Consider the following 19,292-nt stretch of genomic DNA (forward strand, 5'->3'; position numbering starts at 1 on the left):
CCATCGGCGGCGGCTTCGACGGCCCGAACCCCTACAACATGATGAACTTCATCAACCGGGTCCCCGACGGCGCCTGCCTGACCCTGGAGACCCTGATGCGCAGCACCCTGCCGGTCAACACGATGGCCCTGGCCATGGGCCTGCACTGCCGGGTCGGCAACGAGGACACCATCTGGGGCGCCAAGGGCGAGAAGATGACCTCGGTCCAGCAGATCGAGCAGCTGGTCCGCATCGCCGGCGAGCTCGGCCGCGACGTCGCGACCGGCAAGGAGGCCCGCGACATCTACCGGATCGGCCAGACCTACGACTCGGTCGACGAAACCCTGGCCAGGCTCGGCTACGCACCCAACCGCCGTCCCGGCGAGCGTGGCTTCACCTTCCACGCCTGATCCGCGTCCATCAGTCAGGAGGAAGCCACCCATGACCATGTCCACGACCGGAGTCGCCTCGCTGAGTACGCCGACCACCCGGCCCCCCGTGACCGAGCGTCTCTTTCCGTGGGTCGTGTTCGCACTGACCTTCGGGCTGCTGCTCAGCGACCACATGTCGCGGCAGGTGCTGTCGGCGATCTTTCCCTTCCTCGAGGCCGAGTGGGGACTCACGAACACCCAGCTCGGTAGCCTGACCAGCGTGGTGGCTCTCGCCGCCGGTGCGCTGGCCGTACCGTTGTCGATCCTCGGCGACCGCTTCGGCCGGGTGCGGGCCATCCTGCTGATGGGAACGGTCTGGAGCGTGGCGACCCTGGGGTGCGCGCTCGCCGCCGGTTACGGGCAATTGATGATGGCCCGGGTGCTGCTCGGCGTCGGAGAGGCCGCCTTCGGCAGCGTGGGACTGGCCGTGGTGCTCGCGGTGTTCCCGCCCCACCGGCGCGCCGTGTTCACCGGCAGCTTCATGGCCGGCAGCGTGTTCGGCGCGGTGGTCGGTGTGGCCCTGGGCGGCATCGCCGCCGAACGGCTGGGCTGGCGCGCGTCGTTCGTGGTGATGGCCGTCATCGGTCTCATGTTGGTGGTGCTCTACCGCGTGCTGATCACCGAGGAACGGTTGGAGCGCCACCGCCAGGAGAGCGACGAGCCGGCCGCGGTCACCGCGGTCCGACCGCCGCTGTCCACCCTCTTCTCCACGCCCGCAGTGATCCTCGCCTACGCCGCCAGCGGTATCCAGCTCTTCGCCGCCGGGACGCTCTACAGCTGGCTGCCCACCTACCTGCACCGCACCTACGACCTGCCCGTCGAGAGGGCGGCCGTGGTCGGATCCGGGTTCTTCATGCTGATGGGTGTCGGCATGATCGTGTGCGGGGCGTTGACCGACCGGCTGTCCTTCGCCCTGCCGATCCGGACGTGGACGATCGCGCTGCTCTACTCCGCGATCACCCTGGTCATGCTGGGCCTGTCGTTCCTCCAGGAGCCGGGGGCGGTGCAGATGGCGCTCCTCGGAGTCGGCGCCTTCTTCAGCGCGGGCACGGCCGGGCCAGCCGGGGCCATGGTCGCCCGGCTGACGCCCGAGCCGATCCGGGCGACCGCGATGGGCACCCTGACCCTGGCCAACAACCTGCTGGGGCTGGCGGCCGGACCGTTCGTCATCGGGGTGCTGGCCGATCGGTTCGGACTGGACGTCGCCTTCTTCGCGCTGCCGGTGGCCTGCGCGGTCAGCGCGATTCTCTTCTGGGCCGGTCGCTGCAGCTACCCCGCCGCGCTGGCCAAGGTGCAGGCGAGGGTCGAGGAGGCGAGGGCATGAGTACGCCGAGCCTCGTCCTCGTTCCTGGCCTGCGGGGCCCTGCGCCGAAGCACTGGCAGACATGGCTGTCCCACCGCCAGACCGATCAGGGCCGACAGGTGCGCACCGTGCCGTTGAGGGGGCGGGATCACGACGACCTGGCCGAGCGGGTCGCCGACCTGGAGGAGGCGGTCTCGGCGGCCGCCGGCCCGGTCGTGATCGCTGCGCACAGCGCGGGCGTGATCACCACGGTGCACTGGGCGGCGCGGCACCCGGCGTCGACGGGTGCGGTTCGGGGAGCGCTGCTGGCCACTCCGCCCGACCTGGTCTCACCGCTGGCCGAGGAGTACCCGTCGCTGGACCGGCTGGCCGCGGGGGGCTGGACGCCGGTGCCGCGGCACCGGCTGCCGTTCCCCAGTGTGGTCGCGGTGAGCACCGACGACCGGATCGGCGATCTTCCCCGGATCGAGGAGTACGGCGCCGCGTGGGGCAGCCGTCTCGAGAACCTCGGCGCGGTCGGTCACCTCAACCCGGCCGCCGGCTACGGACCCTGGTGGCGGGGCGAGGAGCTGCTCGCGCAGTTGGGCATGCCCCTGCGGGTCGACGTCGCCTGACCCGCGCTGGTCCCCGCGGCACCCCGTTGAGGCCCCGTGTGCCACGGCGGGACGTGACGGTTGGTTAGGGTGTGACTCGTGGGGGCTGTCGCGGCGATCGACCAGGCACAGCGACGCTTCCCGCCGGTGGCCTTCCCGTTGGCGGTGGTCTACAAGTTCTTCGACGACCAGGGCAACTACCTGGCCGCGGTGGCGACCTACTACGCCTTCATCGCGATCTTCCCGCTGATGCTGTTGGGCTCCTCGATCCTCGGCTTCTTCCTCGAAGGTCGGCCGCACCTGCAGGAGGAACTGCTCGACTCGGCGTTCGCGCAGTTCCCGATCATCGGTGACCAGCTCGGCCGTCCCGAGGGACTGACCGGCTCGACGACGGCGATCGTCGTGGGATCGCTGGTGGCCCTCTACGGTGCGCTCGGGCTCGGTCTGGCGATCCAGCACATCGTCAACACCGCCTGGTCGGTACCGCGCAACAGTCGGCCGAACCCGATCCTGCTCCGCGTGCGCAGCCTGGTCGTGCTCACAACGGCCGGCTTCGCCCTGCTGGCGATCAGCCTGACCTCGGTGCTGATCACCACCACCGACGTTCTCGGCGACTTCGGCGGCGGGGTCCAGAGCCTGATCATCGCCCTGCTCACCATCCTCATCGTCGGCACCATGCTGACCCTGCTGCTGCGGGTGGCCACGGCGCGGCAGCACCAGTTGCTCAGCGCCATCCCGGGGGCGTTCTCGCTCGCCGTGATGTGGCAGCTCCTCCAGTACGTCGGAACCGTGTACGTCACCCGGGTGATCAGCGGGACCCAGGGCATGAACCAGACCTTCGCACTGGTCCTCGGTCTGATCGGTCTGATCTACATCGCCGCTGTGATGGGGGTCTTCGGGATCCAGATCAACGTCGTACTGGCCCGCCGGCTGTGGCCGCGTGCGCTGCTGACGCCGTTCACCGATGCGATCGACCCCACCGACGCCGACCGGCGTGCCTACGCCTCCTATGCACTGATGCAGCGGCACAAGGGCTTCGAGACCATCACGGTCACCTTCGACCAGCGCGACGGCGAGACCCACGAGATCGTGATGAACCCGAACTGGGCCGCCAAGGGCAAGCCGTCGCCTGCCGAGCCGGAGACCGACTCTGACCCGCAGTCGGTCAACCCGCACCTTCCGCCCGAACCCTGGGACCGTCCCGAGCATCGGTGAGCCTGGCCCGGACCGCGGTCCGGTATCGGTCTGGTGAGCAGTCCGGCGGGCGGAGCACCGTCAGCGCAGCGGGACGAAGCGGTAGTGACCGTGCCGGGTGATCACCACGTCGTCATCGGTGAGGTCGACGCGGAGCATCCGACCCCGCACCGGGATCACCAGTCGTCCGTGTGCGGCCAGCTGGTCCACGAGGGAGTCCGGCAGCTCCTCGGCCTCGGCGGACACCAGGATCCGGTCGTACGGCGCATGCTCGGGCAAACCGAGCACGCCCGGCCGAGCGGCCCCGATGCCGGCCCAGGGGCAGTCCAGTGCGGCCAGGTTGTCGCCGCCGAACCGGACCAGCGCCGGCTCGAGTTCGACCCCGCGGACCTGCCCGGTCGGACCGGTGAGCCAGGCCAGCAGCGCCGTGGTCCAGCCGGAGCCCGACCCCACGTCGAGCACGCGGTGCCCCGGCTCGACGCGGAGCAGCCGGAGCATGTCGGCGACGGTGCGGGGCTGGGAGTTGGTCTGGCCGTGCCCGATCGGGATGGGGCCGTCGTATCCAGCCCGCCGACGGTCCGCGCGGGGCAGGAACCCAGCCCGCGGCACCGCCGCGAAGGCGGCCTCGACCCGGTCGCCGCTCATGGGCCCGATTCTCCCACGCCTCCCATGATCGAGTCGGGCCTCCTGGACGGTCGAGTCGGGCGTTAGGGACCGTTGAGTGGGGCCTTGCGGACCGTTGAGTCGGGCCTTGCGGACCGACGAGCGTCCGAGGTGCAGCACGGGAATCCGGAGTTCGCGGGTGACCCGGTAGAGTTGACCCCTTGCCGTCGCCGACCGTCGCTGGTCGGCGCGGGTGCAGATGGGGCGCAGCGGGTGAAGGAACAGGCGTTGACTGAGGAACTGGTCGAGCGGGAGATCGCAGCAGAGCAGGCGTTCGTGGACCGGGTCTATGCCCAGTTGGAGAGCTCCGCCAAGGCGGCCGAGGAGCTCGCCCGCGAGGGCCATGACCGCGGCCGGCTCGGTCACGAGGGTGGTCTGGTCGAGCGGGATGCGATGGTGTTCCAGGCGGCCCGGCGGATCGCTCAGCTGGACGCCGCCCACGAGGGGCTGGTCTTCGGTCGTTTGGACCTGCGCTCCGAAGCCGACCCCGCCCCGCGCTACATCGGCCGGATCGGTCTGCGCGACGAGCAGCGTGACTCGCTGCTGATCGACTGGCGCGCCCCCGCGGCGGCGGTCTTCTACCAGGCGACCGCCGCCGAGCCGCAGCAGGTCGTACGCCGCCGCGTGCTGCGCAGCGCCGGCCGTTCGGTCGTCGGGGTCGAGGACGAACTGCTCGACAGCGAGGCCGACACCGACCTGCCGATCGTCGGCGAGGGTGCGCTGATGGCCCAGCTCTCCCGGGCTCGAGACCGGCAGATGCACTCCATCGTGGCGACGATCCAGGCCGAGCAGGACCGAGCGATCCGAGCACCTGCCAAGGGGGTCGTGGCGATCTCGGGCGGTCCCGGCGTGGGCAAGACCGTGGTCGCTCTGCACCGGGCGGCGTACCTCCTCTACAGCGATCGGCGCCGCTACGAGTCCGGCGGCGTCCTGGTGGTCGGCCCGTCCGGGGTCTTCATGCGCTACATCGAGCGGGTGCTGCCCAGCCTGGGCGAGACCGCGGTGGCGCTGCGCTCCCTCGGCGAGGTCGTCGACGGCGTACGCGCGACCCGGCACGACGATCCGGCCACGGCGGCGATCAAGGGGTCGGCGCGGATGGCGGAGGTGCTGCGCCGTACCACCCGGCAGCAGGCACCGGGCTCGCCGACCGATTTCCGGATCTTCTACCGCGATGACGTGCTCGCCCTGCAGCCCGGCAAGCTCGGTCAGCTGCGCCGGCAGCTGATGTCCCAGGGCCGGCGCAACCAGACCATCCGCCGGGTGCCGCGGGCGTTGCTGGACCAGCTGTGGCGCCAGGTGAAGGGTGATCGCGGTCGCGAGCGGGGCCGGGCGGCGTTCGATGACGAGCTCCTCGACCACGCCGACTTCGTCGACTTCGCGGCCGCCTGGTGGCCGGCCCTGGACGCCGGCCAGGTGCTGGGCTGGCTGCGCGACCCGGAGTTCCTCGCCCGGGTGGGTAACCAGCTGCTCAGCCACGACGAGCAGCAGGTGCTGCTCAAGTCGTGGTCGGGCCGTCCCGTCGACGATCTCGCGGTCGAGGACATCCCGCTGCTCGACGAGCTGCGCTACGCCCTGGGCGACCTGCCGGAGGCGCCCGCCGACGAGCGGGACGTCGACGCCAACGGCATCGACCTCACCGAGCTGGTCACCTCCGCCGATCGGGAGTTCGCCAGCGGTCCCGGATGGCAGCCGCCGAAGTACCGCATCGAGGACGACCCGTTCGCCCACGTCCTGATCGACGAGGCGCAGGACCTCACCCCGATGCAGTGGCGGATGGTCGGACGTCGGGGCCGCACCGCGTCCTGGACCATCGTCGGTGACCCCGCCCAGTCGTCCTGGCCGGTGCCGCGGGAGGCCGCGCAGGCGCGCGCGGACGCGCTGGAGGGCAAGCGGACCCATGAGTTCCACCTGGCCACCAACTACCGCAACAGCTCCGAGATCTACGACTTCGCCGCGGCGTACGCCGAGCGCGTCGGCCTGGACGCCGACCTGCCAACCGCGGTGCGCTCCACCGGGATCGACCCGGTGGTGCACGAGGACGTCCACGACCTGGAGACGGCCGTGCGGGAGGTGGTCGGCGACCTGGCCGGGCAGGTCAGCGGCACGGTCGGCATCGTGGTGCCGGTGGCGCGGCGCTCGGAGGCCAACCGCTGGCTGGCCTCCTGGCCCGAGTTCGCTGCGGCCGCCCCGTCGGCGGCCGCCTCCGCCGCCGACCCGGCCGCCCCGCCCTCGGGGGAGGACCGCATCGTCGTCCTCACCGGCCTGGACACCAAGGGCCTGGAGTTCGACGGCATCGTCGTCGTCCGCCCGCAGGAGATCGAGGACGAGTCCGCCACCGGACGGGCCACCCTGTACGTCGTGCTCACCCGCGCCACCCAGCTGCTCACGACGGTCAGCTGAGTCGTTCGTCCGACGCGGCTCCGCCCCGGGGTCGTCGTGGTCGACGGCCCCGGGGCCCAGACGTGGTGCCGGGTGTGGGGTCGCGGTCAGCTCGGGCGGTGTTCCTCGAAGGCGTCCGCGTAGAGGGCCTCGGCCAGCGGCCGGTAGTCGGTCTTCGGGTCGTACCACTGGTCGAAGTCCGCGGTGGTGCCGGCGTCGGCGTAGCCGAGCGACTCGGCCTCGGCGGTCCACTTCTCGACCGACTCGGCGATCTTGTCGGTCAGGTCGTCGCCGGCGACGCCTGACGCGGCGATCTCCTCGTTCTTCTCGGTGTTGAACTCCTCGATCGAGGTCTGGACGTCCTCGGGGAACTGCTCGATCGCGCCGCCTGCGGCCTTCGCCTGCTTGATCGCCTCGGCGTTGCCGCCGACGGTGGTCATCATCTGGCCCTGGAAGTAGTCGACGTACGTGTCGAAGATGACCTGCTGGTAGGCCAGCGGGAGCTCCTCGAAGGACGAGCCGGCCACCATCGCGCCGGGGGCGCGGGTGAAGCTCGTGGTCGTCATGTACCCGACGTTCGGTGCGACCTCGAAGATCCCGCTCTCGGCTGAGGGCACCAGCTGGGCCAGGGTGCAGTCGACCGTGCCGCGCTGCAGCGCCTCGTAGGTCTCGGTGTACTCCATCGAGACCGGCGAGGCACCCAGGTGGCTCATCAACTCGCCCTGGGTCTTGGACGCGATCCGGACCTGGCGGCCGTCCCAGTCATCGGCGGCGACACCGGTGTCGCTGCACACCGAGTAATAGCCGCCCGAGGCGACCACCGGGACGAGGGGGTGCAGGCCCTTGGACTCATACTCCTCGACCACCTCGGGGGTGTCCCAAGAGACGTCCGCGGCCACCGCGTTGGCGATCATCTCGCCGACGAAGGGTGAGGGGGAGATGCCGGCCAGGGCGTCGCCGACGGCATTGACCGCCGGGAACTCGGTGGGTTCGTAGACCGGGAGGGTGTAGGCGAGGTCGATCCGACCGTCCGCCAGGGCGTCGTGGACCTCGGTGTAGCCGGCGATCGCCTGGCCCCAGACGGTCTCGACGGTGATCTTGCCGCCGGACCTCTCCTCGAGGGCGGTGGCGAACTCGGTGCCGGAGGGGGACTGGATGGACTGCTCGGAGGCCGCGGAGGGCTGGAAGGTGAGGGTCACGGGGTCGAGGTCGGCCAGGGCCTCGTCGATCTCCGCCTGGGAGGCGCCGGCCGCGTAGCCCTCGCCGCCGCCGGAAGCGTCGTCATCGCCGCCGCCGGCGCTCCCGGCGCAGGCGGTGAGGGCGATTGACAGGGTGACCGCCGCGGCGCATGCCTGCGACGTGCGCGCGGCGGTGCGCCTGGGGTGTTTCAACTTCATCGTTGTCTCCTCCTCGGTGCGGTCGGGCCCAGGGGCCGCGACTCATCGGGCGATCGCGAGTCGGGGGTCCGCGCGACGGCGCTCACGCGGTCGATGAGCGCGGACGCACTCGCATGGTCAGAGGACCTGTGGCTCGGGCTGTTCGATTGGTCGAGACCGAAGCCAGGTCGAGGCGGCGGACTGGCCGCTATGACGCACGTCATAGTCAACTGCAGTGGCGCGATCGCCACCAAGACCAGCCGGGGATCGACCCCATAGGTGGCACCTATGAGTGGCACGGCTGAGTGTCACGGCGCGGATCACCGACCCGACCCCGATGTGTGCCCCGATGGGTGCCCCGATGACCGGCTCGGACGTCGGCGGCCGGGCCCGGCGCGTCCCACGATCGGTCTCTGCCATGATCTGCTTCCCCAGGACAGGAGTCCCCATGAGTACGACTGCCGCGGAGCATGCTCCCGCTCAGCTTCCCGAGGAAGCACCGAAGGAGAAGAAAGACCTGCGCGAGATCATCGCCGTCATCGTGCTCTCCGTGACCGCCGTGCTCACCGCCTGGTGCGGCTTCGAGGCATCCAAGTGGGGCGGCGAGATGTCGATCGCCTTCAGCCAGGCCTCCAGTGCGCGTATCGCCGCGGCCACCGCGGACGGCGAGGCGCGCGACGCCCGCTCCTTCGACCTCACCATCTATGCCCAGTGGGTCGACGCGGTGGCGACGGGCAAGCCGCGCCTGGCCACCTACATCCAGGAGCGCTTCACGCCGCACTTCGCGGTCGCGTTCGACGACTGGGACCAGAGCGGTCGGGACCTGCCCAGCCCGCTGGCGGAGGAGTCCTACGTGCCACCGGGTCAGGAGGAGGCCGTGGAGGCGACCGCGACGGCGGACCAGAAGTACGACGACGCCCTCGCCGCCAACCAGAACGGCGACCGCTACTCACTCCTCACCGTGCTCTTCGCGCTCGTGCTCTTCTTCACGGCGATGTCGGGGCGCAACTTCCCGGTCTGGGCGGCCAGGTTCTTCCTGGTGCTGGCGATCGTCCTCGGCCTCGGCGGGGTCGGCCTGCTCGCGACCTTCCCCGTCGTGATCTGAGGGATGCCCGGGCCGGGGCTTTCCTCAGGGGCCCAGGTGTTGGGCGTGGACAGAAGGTAGGGCAGCCTACCCTTGTAGGCGTAGCATCCCGACCCGTGCTCGCCAACTTCCTGATCGGTCTGCGCGAGGGCCTGGAAGCCGCCCTCGTCGTCAGCATCCTGGTCGCCTACCTGGTCAAGACCGATCGGCGGCAGCTGCTGCCGCGGATCTGGGCAGGTGTCGCGCTGGCCGTTGGGGTCTCGCTCGCCTTCGGCGCCGCCCTCACCTTCGGGCCGCGTGGCCTCACCTTCGAGGCACAGGAGGCGATCGGTGGCGCGTTGTCGATCGTCGCGGTCGGATTCGTGACCTGGATGATCTTCTGGATGTCGACGGCCGCCCGCGGGTTGGGCTCGGAGTTGCGGGGCCGCGTCGACGACGCCGCCCAGGGCCATGGCTGGTCGCTGGTCCTGGTCGCCATGCTCGCGGTCGGGCGCGAGGGTCTGGAGACCGCGCTGTTCCTGTGGGCCGCCACCCAGGCGACCCGCGACGCGGCAGGTGCGGTCACCCCGACCTGGGAGCCACTGGTCGGGGCCGCACTGGGCATCGCGGTCGCGATCGTGCTCGGATACCTGATCTACCGCGGTGCGGTCCGGATCAACCTGAGCAAGTTCTTCACCTGGACCGGCGCGTTCTTGATCCTGATCGCCGGTGGTGTCCTCGCCTACGGCGTCCACGACCTCCAGGAGGCCGGAATCCTGCCCGGCCTGCACAATCTGGCCTTCGACGTCTCCGCGACGATCCCGCCCTCGTCCTGGTACGGCACCCTGCTCAAGGGCGTCTTCAACTTCTCCCCGGCCACCACCAAGCTCGAGCTCGTCGCCTGGCTGCTCTACGTGATCCCGGTCGGCACCATCTTCTTCCTCCGTGCTCGCCGCCCCGCCGCCACGGCGCCCTCCACGACGCCGGCTGGGCGCTGACCGCGACGTTCCGCACCTCGTACCGCTCCACCGTCCACCCGCTCACCCAGGAGAACCGCTCGATGCGCAAGACCGTTCTGCTCCCCTTGGCCGCACTGGCCCTCGTCCCGGCTCTGGCCGCCTGCACCGAGAACGCCTCCGAATCCGGGGGTGAGACCGGCGACGCCCGTGCCCTGACGGTCACCTCGAGCGCCGATGCCTGCGAGGTGTCCGCGCTGAGCGCCCCGGCGGGCACGCTGAGCTTCGACGTGTCCAACACCGGGTCCGACGTCACCGAGTTCTACCTCCTCGCCGAGGATGGTCTGCGGATCATCGGCGAGGTCGAGAACATCGGTCCGAACCTGACCAAGACGCTCACCGTCAACGCGCCCGAGGGCAGCTACGTGACCGCCTGCAAGCCAGGCATGGTCGGCGAGGGCATCCGTGCCGACTTCACCGTGGACGCCTCCGATGAGGAGGCCGAGGTCAGTGCGTCGGACCAGGAACTGATCGACCAGGCCGAAGCCAATTATCGCGCCTACATCCAGGATCAGTCGGCGCAGCTGCTCGCCAAGACCGAGGAGTTCGTGGCCCTCTACGAGGCCGGGGACTCCGATGACCAGGCCCGCGCTCTCTACTCGGATGCGCGCATGCACTGGGAGCGGATCGAGACCGTCGCGGAGTCCTTCGGCGACCTCGACCCGAAGATGGACGCCCGCGAGGCCGACGTCGACTTCGCTGCGGGTGAGAAGTGGACCGGCTGGCACCTGATCGAGAAGGACCTGTGGCCCGCGGAGGCGCAGAAGTACGAGCCGCTCACCCCCGCCGAGCGCAAGAAGTACGCCGCGGATCTGCTGGCCAACACGGTGACCCTCAACGAGCGGATCCAGGCGACCGGCGAGGAGGCGCTGGAGTACCCGATCGACGCCATCGCGAACGGCTCGATCGGGCTCCTCGAAGAGGTCGCCAACGGCAAGATCACCGGCGAGGAGGAGGCCTGGTCGCACACCGATCTCTGGGACTTCCAGGCCAACGTGGACGGCGCCAGGGTCGCCTACGAGGGCGTCCAGGCCCTCCTGGAGCAGAAGGACCCCGAGCTCGCGGCAGACCTGACCGCGAAGTTCGACGAGCTGGACGCGCTGCTCGACCAGTACCGCGACGGCGACGGCTTCGTGCTCTACACCGACCTCTCCCAGGACGACGTACGTGCACTGGCCAACGGCGTGGACGCACTCGCCGAGCCGTTGTCCCAGCTCACCTCCACGCTCACCGCCTGAGCGAGCCGTCGGATTCGCGAGGAAGAGGCACGATGAAGGACCGGGCGAGGCTCAGCAGGCGAGGTCTCCTCGGTAGCGGGGCGGCCGTTGCCGGGGTGGCCGGGGCGTTCGCCCTCGGTCGGGTCAGTGACGGGTCGACTCCGGCGCCGGACGCCGGCCCGGTCACGACGTACCCGTATTTCGGCGAGCACCAGGCCGGGATCATCACCCCGGCCCAGGACCGGCTGCACTTCGTCGCCCTCGACCTGACCACCGAGGACCGCGGTGAGGTCGTCGACCTGCTGGAGCGGTGGACCGAGTCGGCCGCCCGGATGACCCAAGGTGCCCCAGCCGGGCCGGTCGGACCGGTCGAGGGCGCGGCCGCCGCGCCACCGGACGACACCGGTGAGGCGATCGGGTTGCCCGCCAGCAGACTCACGATCACCTTCGGGTTCGGGCCCGGCCTGTTCACCGATGCCGAGGGGCGCGACCGGTTCGGCCTCGCCGACCGGCGTCCCGAGGCGTTGACCCCGCTGCCGACGTTCTCCGCGGACGTGCTCGACCCGAGGCGGACCGGAGGAGACCTCTGCATCCAGGCGTGCGCGGACGACCCGCAGGTCGCGGTGCACGCGATCCGCAACCTGGTGCGGATGGGGTTCGGCACCACGGCGGTCCGCTGGTCGCAGCTCGGGTTCGGGCGCACCTCGACCACCTCGGTCACCCAGGCCACGCCGCGCAACCTGTTCGGCTTCAAGGACGGTACGGCGAACCTCAAGGCGGAGGAGACCTCCGATCTCGACGCCCACCTGTGGGTGGGCGCCGGCGACGACCCCCCTGCAGACTGGCTCGCCGGCGGCTCGTATCTGGTCAGCCGTCGGATCAACATGACCATCGAGGTCTGGGACCGCCAGCCGCTGGAGTCCCAGGAGCTGTTCGTCGGGCGCACCAAGGGCGCCGGTGCGCCGCTGTCGGGTGGGGAGGAGTTCACCGAGCCGGACTTCGCGATGGCGGGTAGCGCCGGCCCGGTGATTCCGACCGACGCCCACATCCGCGTGGTGCATCCCTCGATGTTCGACGGTGCCCGCATGCTGCGTCGTGGCTACAACTTCGTCGACGGCAGCAACGACCTCGGTGGGTTGGACGCAGGCCTCTTCTTCCTGGCCTACGTCCGCGACCCGCGGACCCACTTCATCCCCCAGCAGCGTGCGATGGCGACCAACGACGCGCTGATGGAGTATCTGCGCTTCACCGGGCAGGCCGTCTTCGCGGTGCCTCCCGGGGTCGCCGAGGGCGGATACATCGGGCAAGGGCTCTTCAGCCCCGCTCGGACGTAGTCGGCAGGGCCTCCCGTCGGCGCGAGAGCGCGGAGCGCGGCAGACCATCGAGCCTCCCGGCCGACGCGCTGCTCAGGACTCGAGTCGATCACGGCCACGGCTCACGCCATATCCGTGGTACCCGCGGCTCGGGTCGCGACGGTCGGGGTCGCGATACCGGACCCCGAGCCTGCACCGATCTCTCCTGCCGGAAGCGCTGTCAGGGTGGACGAGCGCGCCGACTACCCTCTCCCCATGACTGCCCAGCCAGATGCCCGGTCCGCGATCGAGTCGCTGCTGGAGCACGAGGCCTGGGCGCTGATCCGTCGTTCGACCCGGGCCGGTGATCGGGACACGGTGGGGCTGATCGGCGGCACTCGCAGCGAGGTCGAGTCGCTGCTCGACATCCCCCTCGAGCAGGGTGTGCCGGAGCCGGGGCGGGGGTGTGACCGGCTGGTCGCGGTGCCGTACCGGCAGATCGCCGAGCGTGGGTTCGAGGCGCACGACGACGGCACCCCGCTGGTCGTGGTGGACGTGGAGACCGAGCTGGAGTTCAGCGTCCCCGAGGTGATCGCGGCGCTGCCCGACCTCCCGCTGGAGTTCGAGGACCGCGGCGGCTTCGACATTCCGGACGACGAGTACGCCGACATCGTCCGCCGCATCATCGAGGACGAGATCGGCCAGGGCGAGGGCGCCAACCTGGTGATCGGGCGTCGATATCACGCCCGGGTCGCCGACTGGGGTCATGCGCGCGCGCTCACGGTGCTGCGCCGACTGCTCGAGCGTGAGCATGGGGCCTACTGGACCTTCTGCTTCTTCACCGGCGACCGTTACCTGATCGGCGCCAGCCCCGAGCGGCACGTGAGCGTGCACGGCGGCGACGTGCGGATGAATCCCATCTCGGGCACCTTCCGTCTCCCCACCGGCAGCGCCGCCCACGGCGGTCTCGGGGCCGGGTCCGTGGAGGTGGGGGCCGGACTGAAGAAGGAACTCCTCGACTTCCTCGCGGACGAGAAGGAGATCTACGAGCTCTACATGGTGGTCGACGAAGAGCTCAAGATGATGTGCGACATCTGCACCGAGGGCGGACAGGTGCTGGGGCCGTTCCTCAAGCCGATGAGCCGCCTCATCCACACCGAGTACCTCCTCGCGGGGCGGACCACCCGCGACCCGCGCGAGGTGCTACGCGACACGATGTACGCCGCCACCGTGACCGGCTCGCCGGTGGAGAACGCCTGCCGGCTGATCAAGCGCTACGAGCCGGAGGGGCGCGGCTACTACGCGGCCGCCCTGGCGGTGTTCGGGCGGGACGAGACGGGGGAGTCGGTTCTCGACAGCCCGATCGTGATCCGCAGCGCCGAGGTCGACCTCGACGGCCGGGTCAAGGTCACAGCCGGCGCCACCCTGGTCCGCGACTCCGACCCCGACTACGAGGTCGCCGAGACCCATGCGAAGGCCGGCGGCATCCTGGCCGCCTTCGGACTGGTGCCCCCCGCCCCTCCGACCAGCGTGCCGGTGGCCGACCTGGTCACCGATGAGGACGTCCTGGTCGCGCTCAACGCCCGCAATCGCCGGCTCTCCTCGTTCTGGTTGACCGACCAGGCGGACGAGCTGCCCGACCCGAGGCTGGCCGGCAAGCGGGTCGTGATCCTGGACGGCGAGGACGACTTCGTCAACATGCTCCGTCGCATCCTGGGTGTGCTCGGGATGGAGTCCACGATCCTCCGCCACGAGGAGTACGCCGCCGGGGCGTTCGACGACGCCGACCTGGTCATCGTCGGGCCGGGTCCCGGCGACCCTCGCGACGACACCGACCCGAAGATGAAGCAGTTACGCGCCGCGGTCGGCGAGCTGCTGGCGCGTCGTACCCCCTTCCTCGCGGTCTGCCTGGGTCACCAGGCGCTCTGCCACGAGCTCGGGATCGGACTGCACTACAAGGACATCGTGTTCCAGGGCACCCAATCGGCGGTCACCGTGTCCGGGCGGCCCTATCGGGTGGGCTTCTACAACACCTTCGTCGGGCGGGCGGCCGGCGACCTGCCCGACGGGATCAGCGTGGACGCCGACCCGGAGACCGGCGACGTGCACGCCCTGCACGGACCGCACTTCCACGGCATCCAGTTCCACGCCGAGTCGATCCTGACCGAGCGCGGTCGCGACCTGCTGCATGGCCTGATCGAGGATCTGGTCGGCTGACCCGTCCGAGCCGCCTCGCCGTGCGGGTCAGGTCCGATATCGTGGCCGCGACGCCCCGGCCCGTGCCCGGTGCCCGGTGGCGGCGTACCACCCCGCCATGTGGCCTTCACCGCCCCGCCCACCGGTGCTGGCCACCCGTAATACCGTGGCAACATCCCTATGGCTAACGTCGCTGACATGGAACAACCCCACGTGGTCGTGCTCTTCGGCGCGACCGGCGATCTCGCGCGTCGCAAGCTGCTGCCCGGGCTGCTGCGTCTCTTCGAGGCGGGCCTGCTCCGCGACGCGATGATCGTCGGCACCTCGCTGGAGCAGTGGAGCACCGAGGACTGGGTCAAGATGGCCCGGGAGGCGTGCGAGGAGTTCGGCAAGGGTGAGATCACCGAGCAGCGCTGGCAGCCCTTCGCGGCGATGCTCAGCTACGTGCCGACCGGGGACGGCCCGCGGGCGCTGGCCCAGACCGTGCACGCTGCCGAGGCCACCCTGGCGCCGCTGGGTCGGGAGGTGCAGCTCCTGCACTACCTCAGCGTGCCGCCCAAGGCCGCCCTCCAGGTGATCAGGCAGCTCCAGGAGGCCGGGCTGGCCGAGCGCAGCCGGGTGATCATGGAGAAGCCGTTCGGCACCGATCTGGCCTCGGCCAAGGAGCTCAACGCCCGGGTGCACGAGGTGTTCCGGGACAAGCAGGTCTACCGGATCGACCACTTCCTCGGGAAGGAGGCGGCGCAGAACATCCTGGCCTTCCGCTTCGCCAACGGTCTGTTCGAGCCGATCTGGAACCGCAACTTCATCGACCACGTCCAGATCGACGTCCCCGAGACGCTGGGGCTCGAGGGGCGCACCGCGTTCTACGAGTCCACCGGCGCCTACCGCGACATGGTGGTCACCCACCTGATGCAGGTGCTCGCCTTCATGGCGATGGAGCCCCCGACGTCGCTGGCGCCGGGCCCGATCGGTGATGAGAAGAAGAAGGTCTTCCGGTCCATCCGGCCGCTCGACCCCCGCGACGTCGTCCGCGGTCAGTACGCCGGCTACCGCGGCAAGGAGGAGGTCTCCGACGACTCGGAGACCGAGACGTTCGTCGCGCTCAAGGTGACCATCGACAACTGGCGCTGGGCCGGGGTGCCGTTCTTCCTGCGTACCGGCAAGAAGCTGGCCGAGGGCGCACGGATCATCTCGATCGCGTTCAAGGAGCCACCGCTGACGATGTTCCCGGCAGGCTCCAACGCCGGCAACATGGGCCCGGACCACCTCACCTTCGACCTGGCCGACCAGTCCCGGATGTCGCTCTCCTTCTACGGCAAGCGACCCGGGCCGGGGATGAAGCTGGAGAAGCTGTCGATGCAGTTCTCCACCGCCGACACCTCCTCCTCGACCAGCGTGCTGGAGGCCTACGAGCGGCTCATCCACGACGCGATGCGCGGTGACCACACCCTGTTCACCAGCGCCGACGGCATCGAGGCGCTCTGGGAGATCTCCCAGCCGCTGCTCGACAACCCCTCCCCGGTGCGGATGTATGCGCCGGGCTCGTGGGGACCCAACTCGATCCACCAGCTCATCGCCCCCCGCGCCTGGCGCCTCCCCTTCGAGCGCTCCTGGCGGATCTGACCGGCCGGTCCGGCGAGGGCTCGGCAGGGTCGGCGCGGCGGCGTCAGTGGCCGCTGTCGGGCGAGGGGTCGGCCGTGGGGGAACCGCCCTGGGTGCCGGTGTCGGGGGCCTTGGCGGAGAGCTGGGTGAGGATCTCGGTCACAGCGGCGTCGACCCCGGCGACGTCGTAGGGCCGGGGGTCGACGGCGTCGACGGTCTGGATCAGATCGCCGTTCTCGATGAACCCGGTGACCACGTAGTTGTCCTTGGTGCGGTTGGTGACCAGCCGGGCGTCGGCGGTGCCGGGGATGTGCGGCCGGGTCACGGTGCCGCCCTCCAGGTCCATCGTCTGCCAGGCCTCCTCCAGGCTGCCGGCGAAGAAGAGGTAGTTGAGGGTGAAGGCGGCTCCGCCGTCCTCGACCGGCACCAGCGCACAGCGGGGCGCGTCCTCGGTGCCCGTGTCGAGGGTCAGTTCGGCGCCCAGGGCCTTGCTCACCGGCCCCACCTTCAGGCCGTCGCACGGGTTGAACGGCTTGCTCTGCGATGCGTCCGACTCCGGTACGCCGCCCTGCTCGTCGGCAGCGCCGGCCGCCGCCGAGGAGGCGGAGGCGAGGTCGCCGGGGTCGACTCCCGGATCCTCCCCGTCACCGCATCCGGCCACCAGGAGGACGGCGGCCACCGCGGTGGCCGCGCCGCCGGCCCGGGCGAGCCGCCTCATGCCGGAGGTCCGCTCGGCGCGGGCTCGGTCGAACCGGGCACCCGGAACTCCATCCGGGCACCCCCGGAGGCGGCGCGGCCGGCGGAGACGGTGCCGCCGTGACGTTCCGCGACCTGCCGGACGATGGACAGACCCAGCCCCGAACCGGGCATGGAGCGCGACGCGGTCGCGCGATAGAAACGGTCGAACACGTGCTGGAGATCCTCCTCGGCGATCCCGGGACCCTCATCCTCCACGGTCACCAGCCCTCGGCTGAGCGAGACGCGGACGGTGCCCTCGGGCGGACTGAACTTGGCGGCGTTGTCGAGCAGATTGGTGATGGCGCGTTCCAGACCGGCCGCCTCGCCGATCACCCACCACGGCTCGGTGGTGACCTCGAAGGAGACCGAGGGAGCCCGGCGGCGCACCCGGTTGACCGCCTGCTCCACGACACTGGGCAGCTCGACCGCCGTGACCACCGGGGCGAGCGGCTCGTCGCGGGCCAGTTCGACCAGGTCGCCGATCAGCTGGGTGAGCTCCTCCATCTGGGCGCGGACGTCCGCGAGGAGCTCCTGGCGGGCCTCGTGGGTGATGTACGGGTTGTCCGGCGCGGCGGCCATCTGGGAGAGCAGGTCGATGTTGGTGCGCATCGAGGTGAGTGGCGTACGGAGCTCGTGGCCGGCGTCCGCGACCAGCTGGCGCTGCCGTTCGCGGGAGGCGTCCAGCGCGACCAGCATGCTGTTGAAGGCGGTCGCGAGCCGGGCGACCTCGTCATCGCCCTCGACCGGCAGCGGGGTGAGGTCCTCGGTGCGGGCGATCCGCTCGGCGGCGGCGGTCAGCCGGCGTACCGGGCGCAGGCCGTTGGCCGCGACCGCCCAGCCGGCCATGCCGGAGGCGATCACCCCGGCGATGCCGAAGGAGAACATCACCACGCCCAGGCGCTGGAGCATGGCCTGCTGGGGAGCCAGCGACTCGGCCAGCACGAACGCCTGGCCGGTGCTCTCGATGGGCACGGTCACGACCCGGTAGTCGTCGTCCACGGTGCTGATGGTGCGGATGCTGTAGGGCGTGTCACCGTCCACGACGCCGTACTCCGGCTCGCTCAGGCGGGGGAAGGCGCCCTCGGAGAGGTCGGGGATGTGCACGGTCCGGTCCGGGTCGAGGACCGCGAGCCGGACGTCGCCCGCGCCGAGCACCCACTGCTCGATCAGGACGTTGCCCCGGGCCGCGAGGATCTTGTCGGCATTGGACGCGGCACCGTGGGCCCGCTCGAGCAGCGAGTCGTCGAGGGTGTCGCTCAGCTGCAGACGGACCGACCAGTACACGCCGAAGGAGATCACCGCGACGGTGATGCCGACCGCGAGGGTGGTCAGGATGACCACCCGGCTGGCCAGCGAACGCCGGTAGTGCCAGCGCCGTTCGTCGAAGGAGCGGACGCGGTCGGTGGGGTCGGGGCCGCCGGGGGTGGGCGTCCCCGAGGGCGCGGCGGTCATGCGTCCTTGAGCACGTAACCGACCCCACGCACGGTGTGGATCAGTCGGGGCTCCTCGTCGGCCTCGGTCTTGCGGCGCAGATAGCCCACGTAGACCTCGAGCGAGTTGGCGGTCGTGGGGAAGTCGAAGCCCCAGACCTCCTCGAGGATGAAGGACCGCTCCAGCACCCGGCGCGGCCTGCGCAGGAACATCTCCAGCAGCGAGAACTCGGTGCGGGTCAGCTCGATGCGGCGCTCGCCCCGGGTGACCTCCCGGGTGGCGGTGTTCATCGTGAGGTCCTCGAAGGTGAGCAGCTCCTCGGCCTCCTCGCCGGTCGGCACGCGCCGCAGCAGCGCGCGGACCCGGGCGAGCAGTTCCTCCAGTGCGAACGGCTTGGTGAGGTAGTCATCGGCGCCGGCGTCCAGCCCCTCCACCCGGTCCCCGACCGCATCGCGCGCGGTCAGCACCAGGATGGGTACGTCGTTGCCCGCGGAGCGCAGGGCCTTGGTCGTCTCGATCCCGTCGAGCCGGGGCATCATCACGTCGAGCACCACCAGATCGGGGTGGACGTTGCCCAGCGTCACGAGCGCCTCCGCGCCGTCCGCGGCCAGGACCACTTCGTAGCCGTTGAACTCGAGGGACCGGCGCAGCGACGTGCGCACCGCCTGGTCATCGTCGACGACGAGGATTCTGGGCTTGCTGGCCGTGGTCACGGGTCCACTGTGCCATTCCCTGCTGAGCCGAGCCTGAGAACGTGGGATGAGGGGGGTGGCGGCGCAACTTTCCCCGGTGGACCGGGGAAAGTTGCACTCCCCG

General features: G+C 70.6%; 16 protein-coding genes. 11 read left to right on the plus strand and 5 right to left on the minus strand.

From position 1 onward, the window contains the following. The 4 genes from G515_RS0107960 to G515_RS20170 all read left to right on the plus strand — a co-directional run. Positions 1–389 (plus strand): 3-keto-5-aminohexanoate cleavage protein (locus G515_RS0107960; protein WP_028659733.1); only part of this gene is annotated, 389 nt, incomplete at its 5' end. A gap of 31 nt (positions 390–420) precedes the next feature. Next, entirely contained in the window at positions 421–1,734 is a 1,314-nt protein-coding gene (locus G515_RS0107965) for an MFS transporter (RefSeq protein WP_028659734.1), read from the plus strand. Beyond that, the gene (locus tag G515_RS0107970) at positions 1,731–2,327 is read left to right on the plus strand and encodes an RBBP9/YdeN family alpha/beta hydrolase (protein WP_028659735.1); all 597 of its coding nucleotides are present in this window, start codon (positions 1,731–1,733) and stop codon (positions 2,325–2,327) included. The genes G515_RS0107965 and G515_RS0107970 overlap by 4 nt, the downstream gene beginning before the upstream one ends. Positions 2,328–2,405: 78 nt before the next feature. Next, entirely contained in the window at positions 2,406–3,521 is a 1,116-nt protein-coding gene (locus G515_RS20170; RefSeq protein WP_051218015.1) for a YihY/virulence factor BrkB family protein, read from the plus strand. A gap of 60 nt (positions 3,522–3,581) precedes the next feature. On the opposite strand, the gene G515_RS0107980 is transcribed toward G515_RS20170, so the two are convergent. Continuing rightward, a complete protein-coding gene (locus tag G515_RS0107980; RefSeq protein ID WP_028659736.1) occupies positions 3,582–4,145 on the minus strand; it encodes a protein-L-isoaspartate O-methyltransferase family protein in 564 nt (187 codons plus the stop codon). Between the two features lie 246 nt (positions 4,146–4,391). Here G515_RS0107980 and G515_RS0107985 point away from each other — a divergent pair, with 246 nt between their 5' ends. Then, positions 4,392–6,563 carry a HelD family protein gene (locus tag G515_RS0107985; protein ID WP_028659737.1) on the plus strand — a complete coding sequence of 724 codons (2,172 nt, stop codon included), beginning with the start codon at positions 4,392–4,394 and terminating at the stop codon, positions 6,561–6,563. A gap of 86 nt (positions 6,564–6,649) precedes the next feature. Here the strand turns inward: G515_RS0107985 and dctP are convergent, their stop codons facing one another. Continuing rightward, positions 6,650–7,939 carry a TRAP transporter substrate-binding protein DctP gene (gene dctP, locus G515_RS0107990; protein ID WP_028659738.1) on the minus strand — a complete coding sequence of 430 codons (1,290 nt, stop codon included), beginning with the start codon at positions 7,937–7,939 and terminating at the stop codon, positions 6,650–6,652. A 427-nt stretch (positions 7,940–8,366) separates the two neighbouring features. Here dctP and G515_RS0107995 point away from each other — a divergent pair, with 427 nt between their 5' ends. The 6 genes from G515_RS0107995 to zwf all read left to right on the plus strand — a co-directional run bounded on the left by G515_RS0107995 (position 8,367) and on the right by zwf (position 16,328). After that, complete coding sequence (locus tag G515_RS0107995) at positions 8,367–9,023, plus strand: hypothetical protein (RefSeq protein ID WP_051218016.1); 657 nt, start codon at positions 8,367–8,369, stop codon at positions 9,021–9,023. Between the two features lie 95 nt (positions 9,024–9,118). Further along, positions 9,119–9,979, plus strand: a complete 861-nt coding sequence (gene efeU / locus G515_RS0108000; protein WP_028659740.1) for an iron uptake transporter permease EfeU — start codon at positions 9,119–9,121, stop codon at positions 9,977–9,979. A 62-nt stretch (positions 9,980–10,041) separates the two neighbouring features. Then, positions 10,042–11,235, plus strand: coding sequence for an iron uptake system protein EfeO (gene efeO / locus G515_RS0108005; protein WP_028659741.1), 1,194 nt, complete (start codon positions 10,042–10,044; stop codon positions 11,233–11,235). A 32-nt stretch (positions 11,236–11,267) separates the two neighbouring features. Next, on the plus strand, positions 11,268–12,548 hold the full coding sequence (gene efeB / locus G515_RS0108010) for an iron uptake transporter deferrochelatase/peroxidase subunit (RefSeq protein WP_084653306.1): 1,281 nt from the start codon (positions 11,268–11,270) through the stop codon (positions 12,546–12,548). Positions 12,549–12,782: 234 nt separating this feature from the next. Next, a complete protein-coding gene (locus G515_RS0108015) occupies positions 12,783–14,723 on the plus strand; it encodes an anthranilate synthase family protein (RefSeq protein ID WP_028659742.1) in 1,941 nt (646 codons plus the stop codon). Positions 14,724–14,900: 177 nt separating this feature from the next. Then, on the plus strand, positions 14,901–16,328 hold the full coding sequence (zwf, locus tag G515_RS0108020; RefSeq protein WP_036554938.1) for a glucose-6-phosphate dehydrogenase: 1,428 nt from the start codon (positions 14,901–14,903) through the stop codon (positions 16,326–16,328). A 43-nt stretch (positions 16,329–16,371) separates the two neighbouring features. Here the strand turns inward: zwf and G515_RS0108025 are convergent, their stop codons facing one another. The 3 genes from G515_RS0108025 to G515_RS0108035 are packed head-to-tail and all read right to left on the minus strand — an operon-like array spanning position 16,372 to position 19,189. Continuing rightward, on the minus strand, positions 16,372–17,025 hold the full coding sequence (locus G515_RS0108025) for a hypothetical protein (RefSeq protein WP_028659744.1): 654 nt from the start codon (positions 17,023–17,025) through the stop codon (positions 16,372–16,374). Continuing rightward, positions 17,022–18,497 (minus strand): sensor histidine kinase, encoded by a 1,476-nt coding sequence (locus G515_RS20175; protein ID WP_036554940.1) that lies wholly within the window; start codon positions 18,495–18,497, stop codon positions 17,022–17,024. Before G515_RS20175 ends, G515_RS0108025 begins: the two co-directional genes overlap by 4 nt. After that, the gene (locus G515_RS0108035) at positions 18,494–19,189 is read right to left on the minus strand and encodes a response regulator transcription factor (protein WP_169570485.1); all 696 of its coding nucleotides are present in this window, start codon (positions 19,187–19,189) and stop codon (positions 18,494–18,496) included. The genes G515_RS20175 and G515_RS0108035 overlap by 4 nt, the downstream gene beginning before the upstream one ends. Between the last annotated feature and the right edge of the window lie 103 nt (positions 19,190–19,292).

It is taken from the genome of Nocardioides insulae DSM 17944 (assembly GCF_000422825.1).
GTDB classification, from domain to species: Bacteria; Actinomycetota; Actinomycetes; order Propionibacteriales; family Nocardioidaceae; genus Nocardioides; species Nocardioides insulae.

Coding starts and splice junctions, on each gene's coding strand:
- G515_RS0107965 (WP_028659734.1), top strand. CDS start 421: ATGACCATGTCCACGACCGGAGTCGCCTCGCTGAGTACGCCGACCACC.
- G515_RS0107970 (WP_028659735.1), top strand. CDS start 1,731: ATGAGTACGCCGAGCCTCGTCCTCGTTCCTGGCCTGCGGGGCCCTGCG.
- G515_RS0107980 (WP_028659736.1), bottom strand. CDS start 4,145: ATGAGCGGCGACCGGGTCGAGGCCGCCTTCGCGGCGGTGCCGCGGGCT.
- dctP (WP_028659738.1), bottom strand. CDS start 7,939: ATGAAGTTGAAACACCCCAGGCGCACCGCCGCGCGCACGTCGCAGGCA.
- G515_RS0107995 (WP_051218016.1), top strand. CDS start 8,367: ATGAGTACGACTGCCGCGGAGCATGCTCCCGCTCAGCTTCCCGAGGAA.
- efeO (WP_028659741.1), top strand. CDS start 10,042: ATGCGCAAGACCGTTCTGCTCCCCTTGGCCGCACTGGCCCTCGTCCCG.
- efeB (WP_084653306.1), top strand. CDS start 11,268: ATGAAGGACCGGGCGAGGCTCAGCAGGCGAGGTCTCCTCGGTAGCGGG.
- G515_RS0108015 (WP_028659742.1), top strand. CDS start 12,783: ATGACTGCCCAGCCAGATGCCCGGTCCGCGATCGAGTCGCTGCTGGAG.
- zwf (WP_036554938.1), top strand. CDS start 14,901: ATGGAACAACCCCACGTGGTCGTGCTCTTCGGCGCGACCGGCGATCTC.
- G515_RS0108025 (WP_028659744.1), bottom strand. CDS start 17,025: ATGAGGCGGCTCGCCCGGGCCGGCGGCGCGGCCACCGCGGTGGCCGCC.
- G515_RS20175 (WP_036554940.1), bottom strand. CDS start 18,497: ATGACCGCCGCGCCCTCGGGGACGCCCACCCCCGGCGGCCCCGACCCC.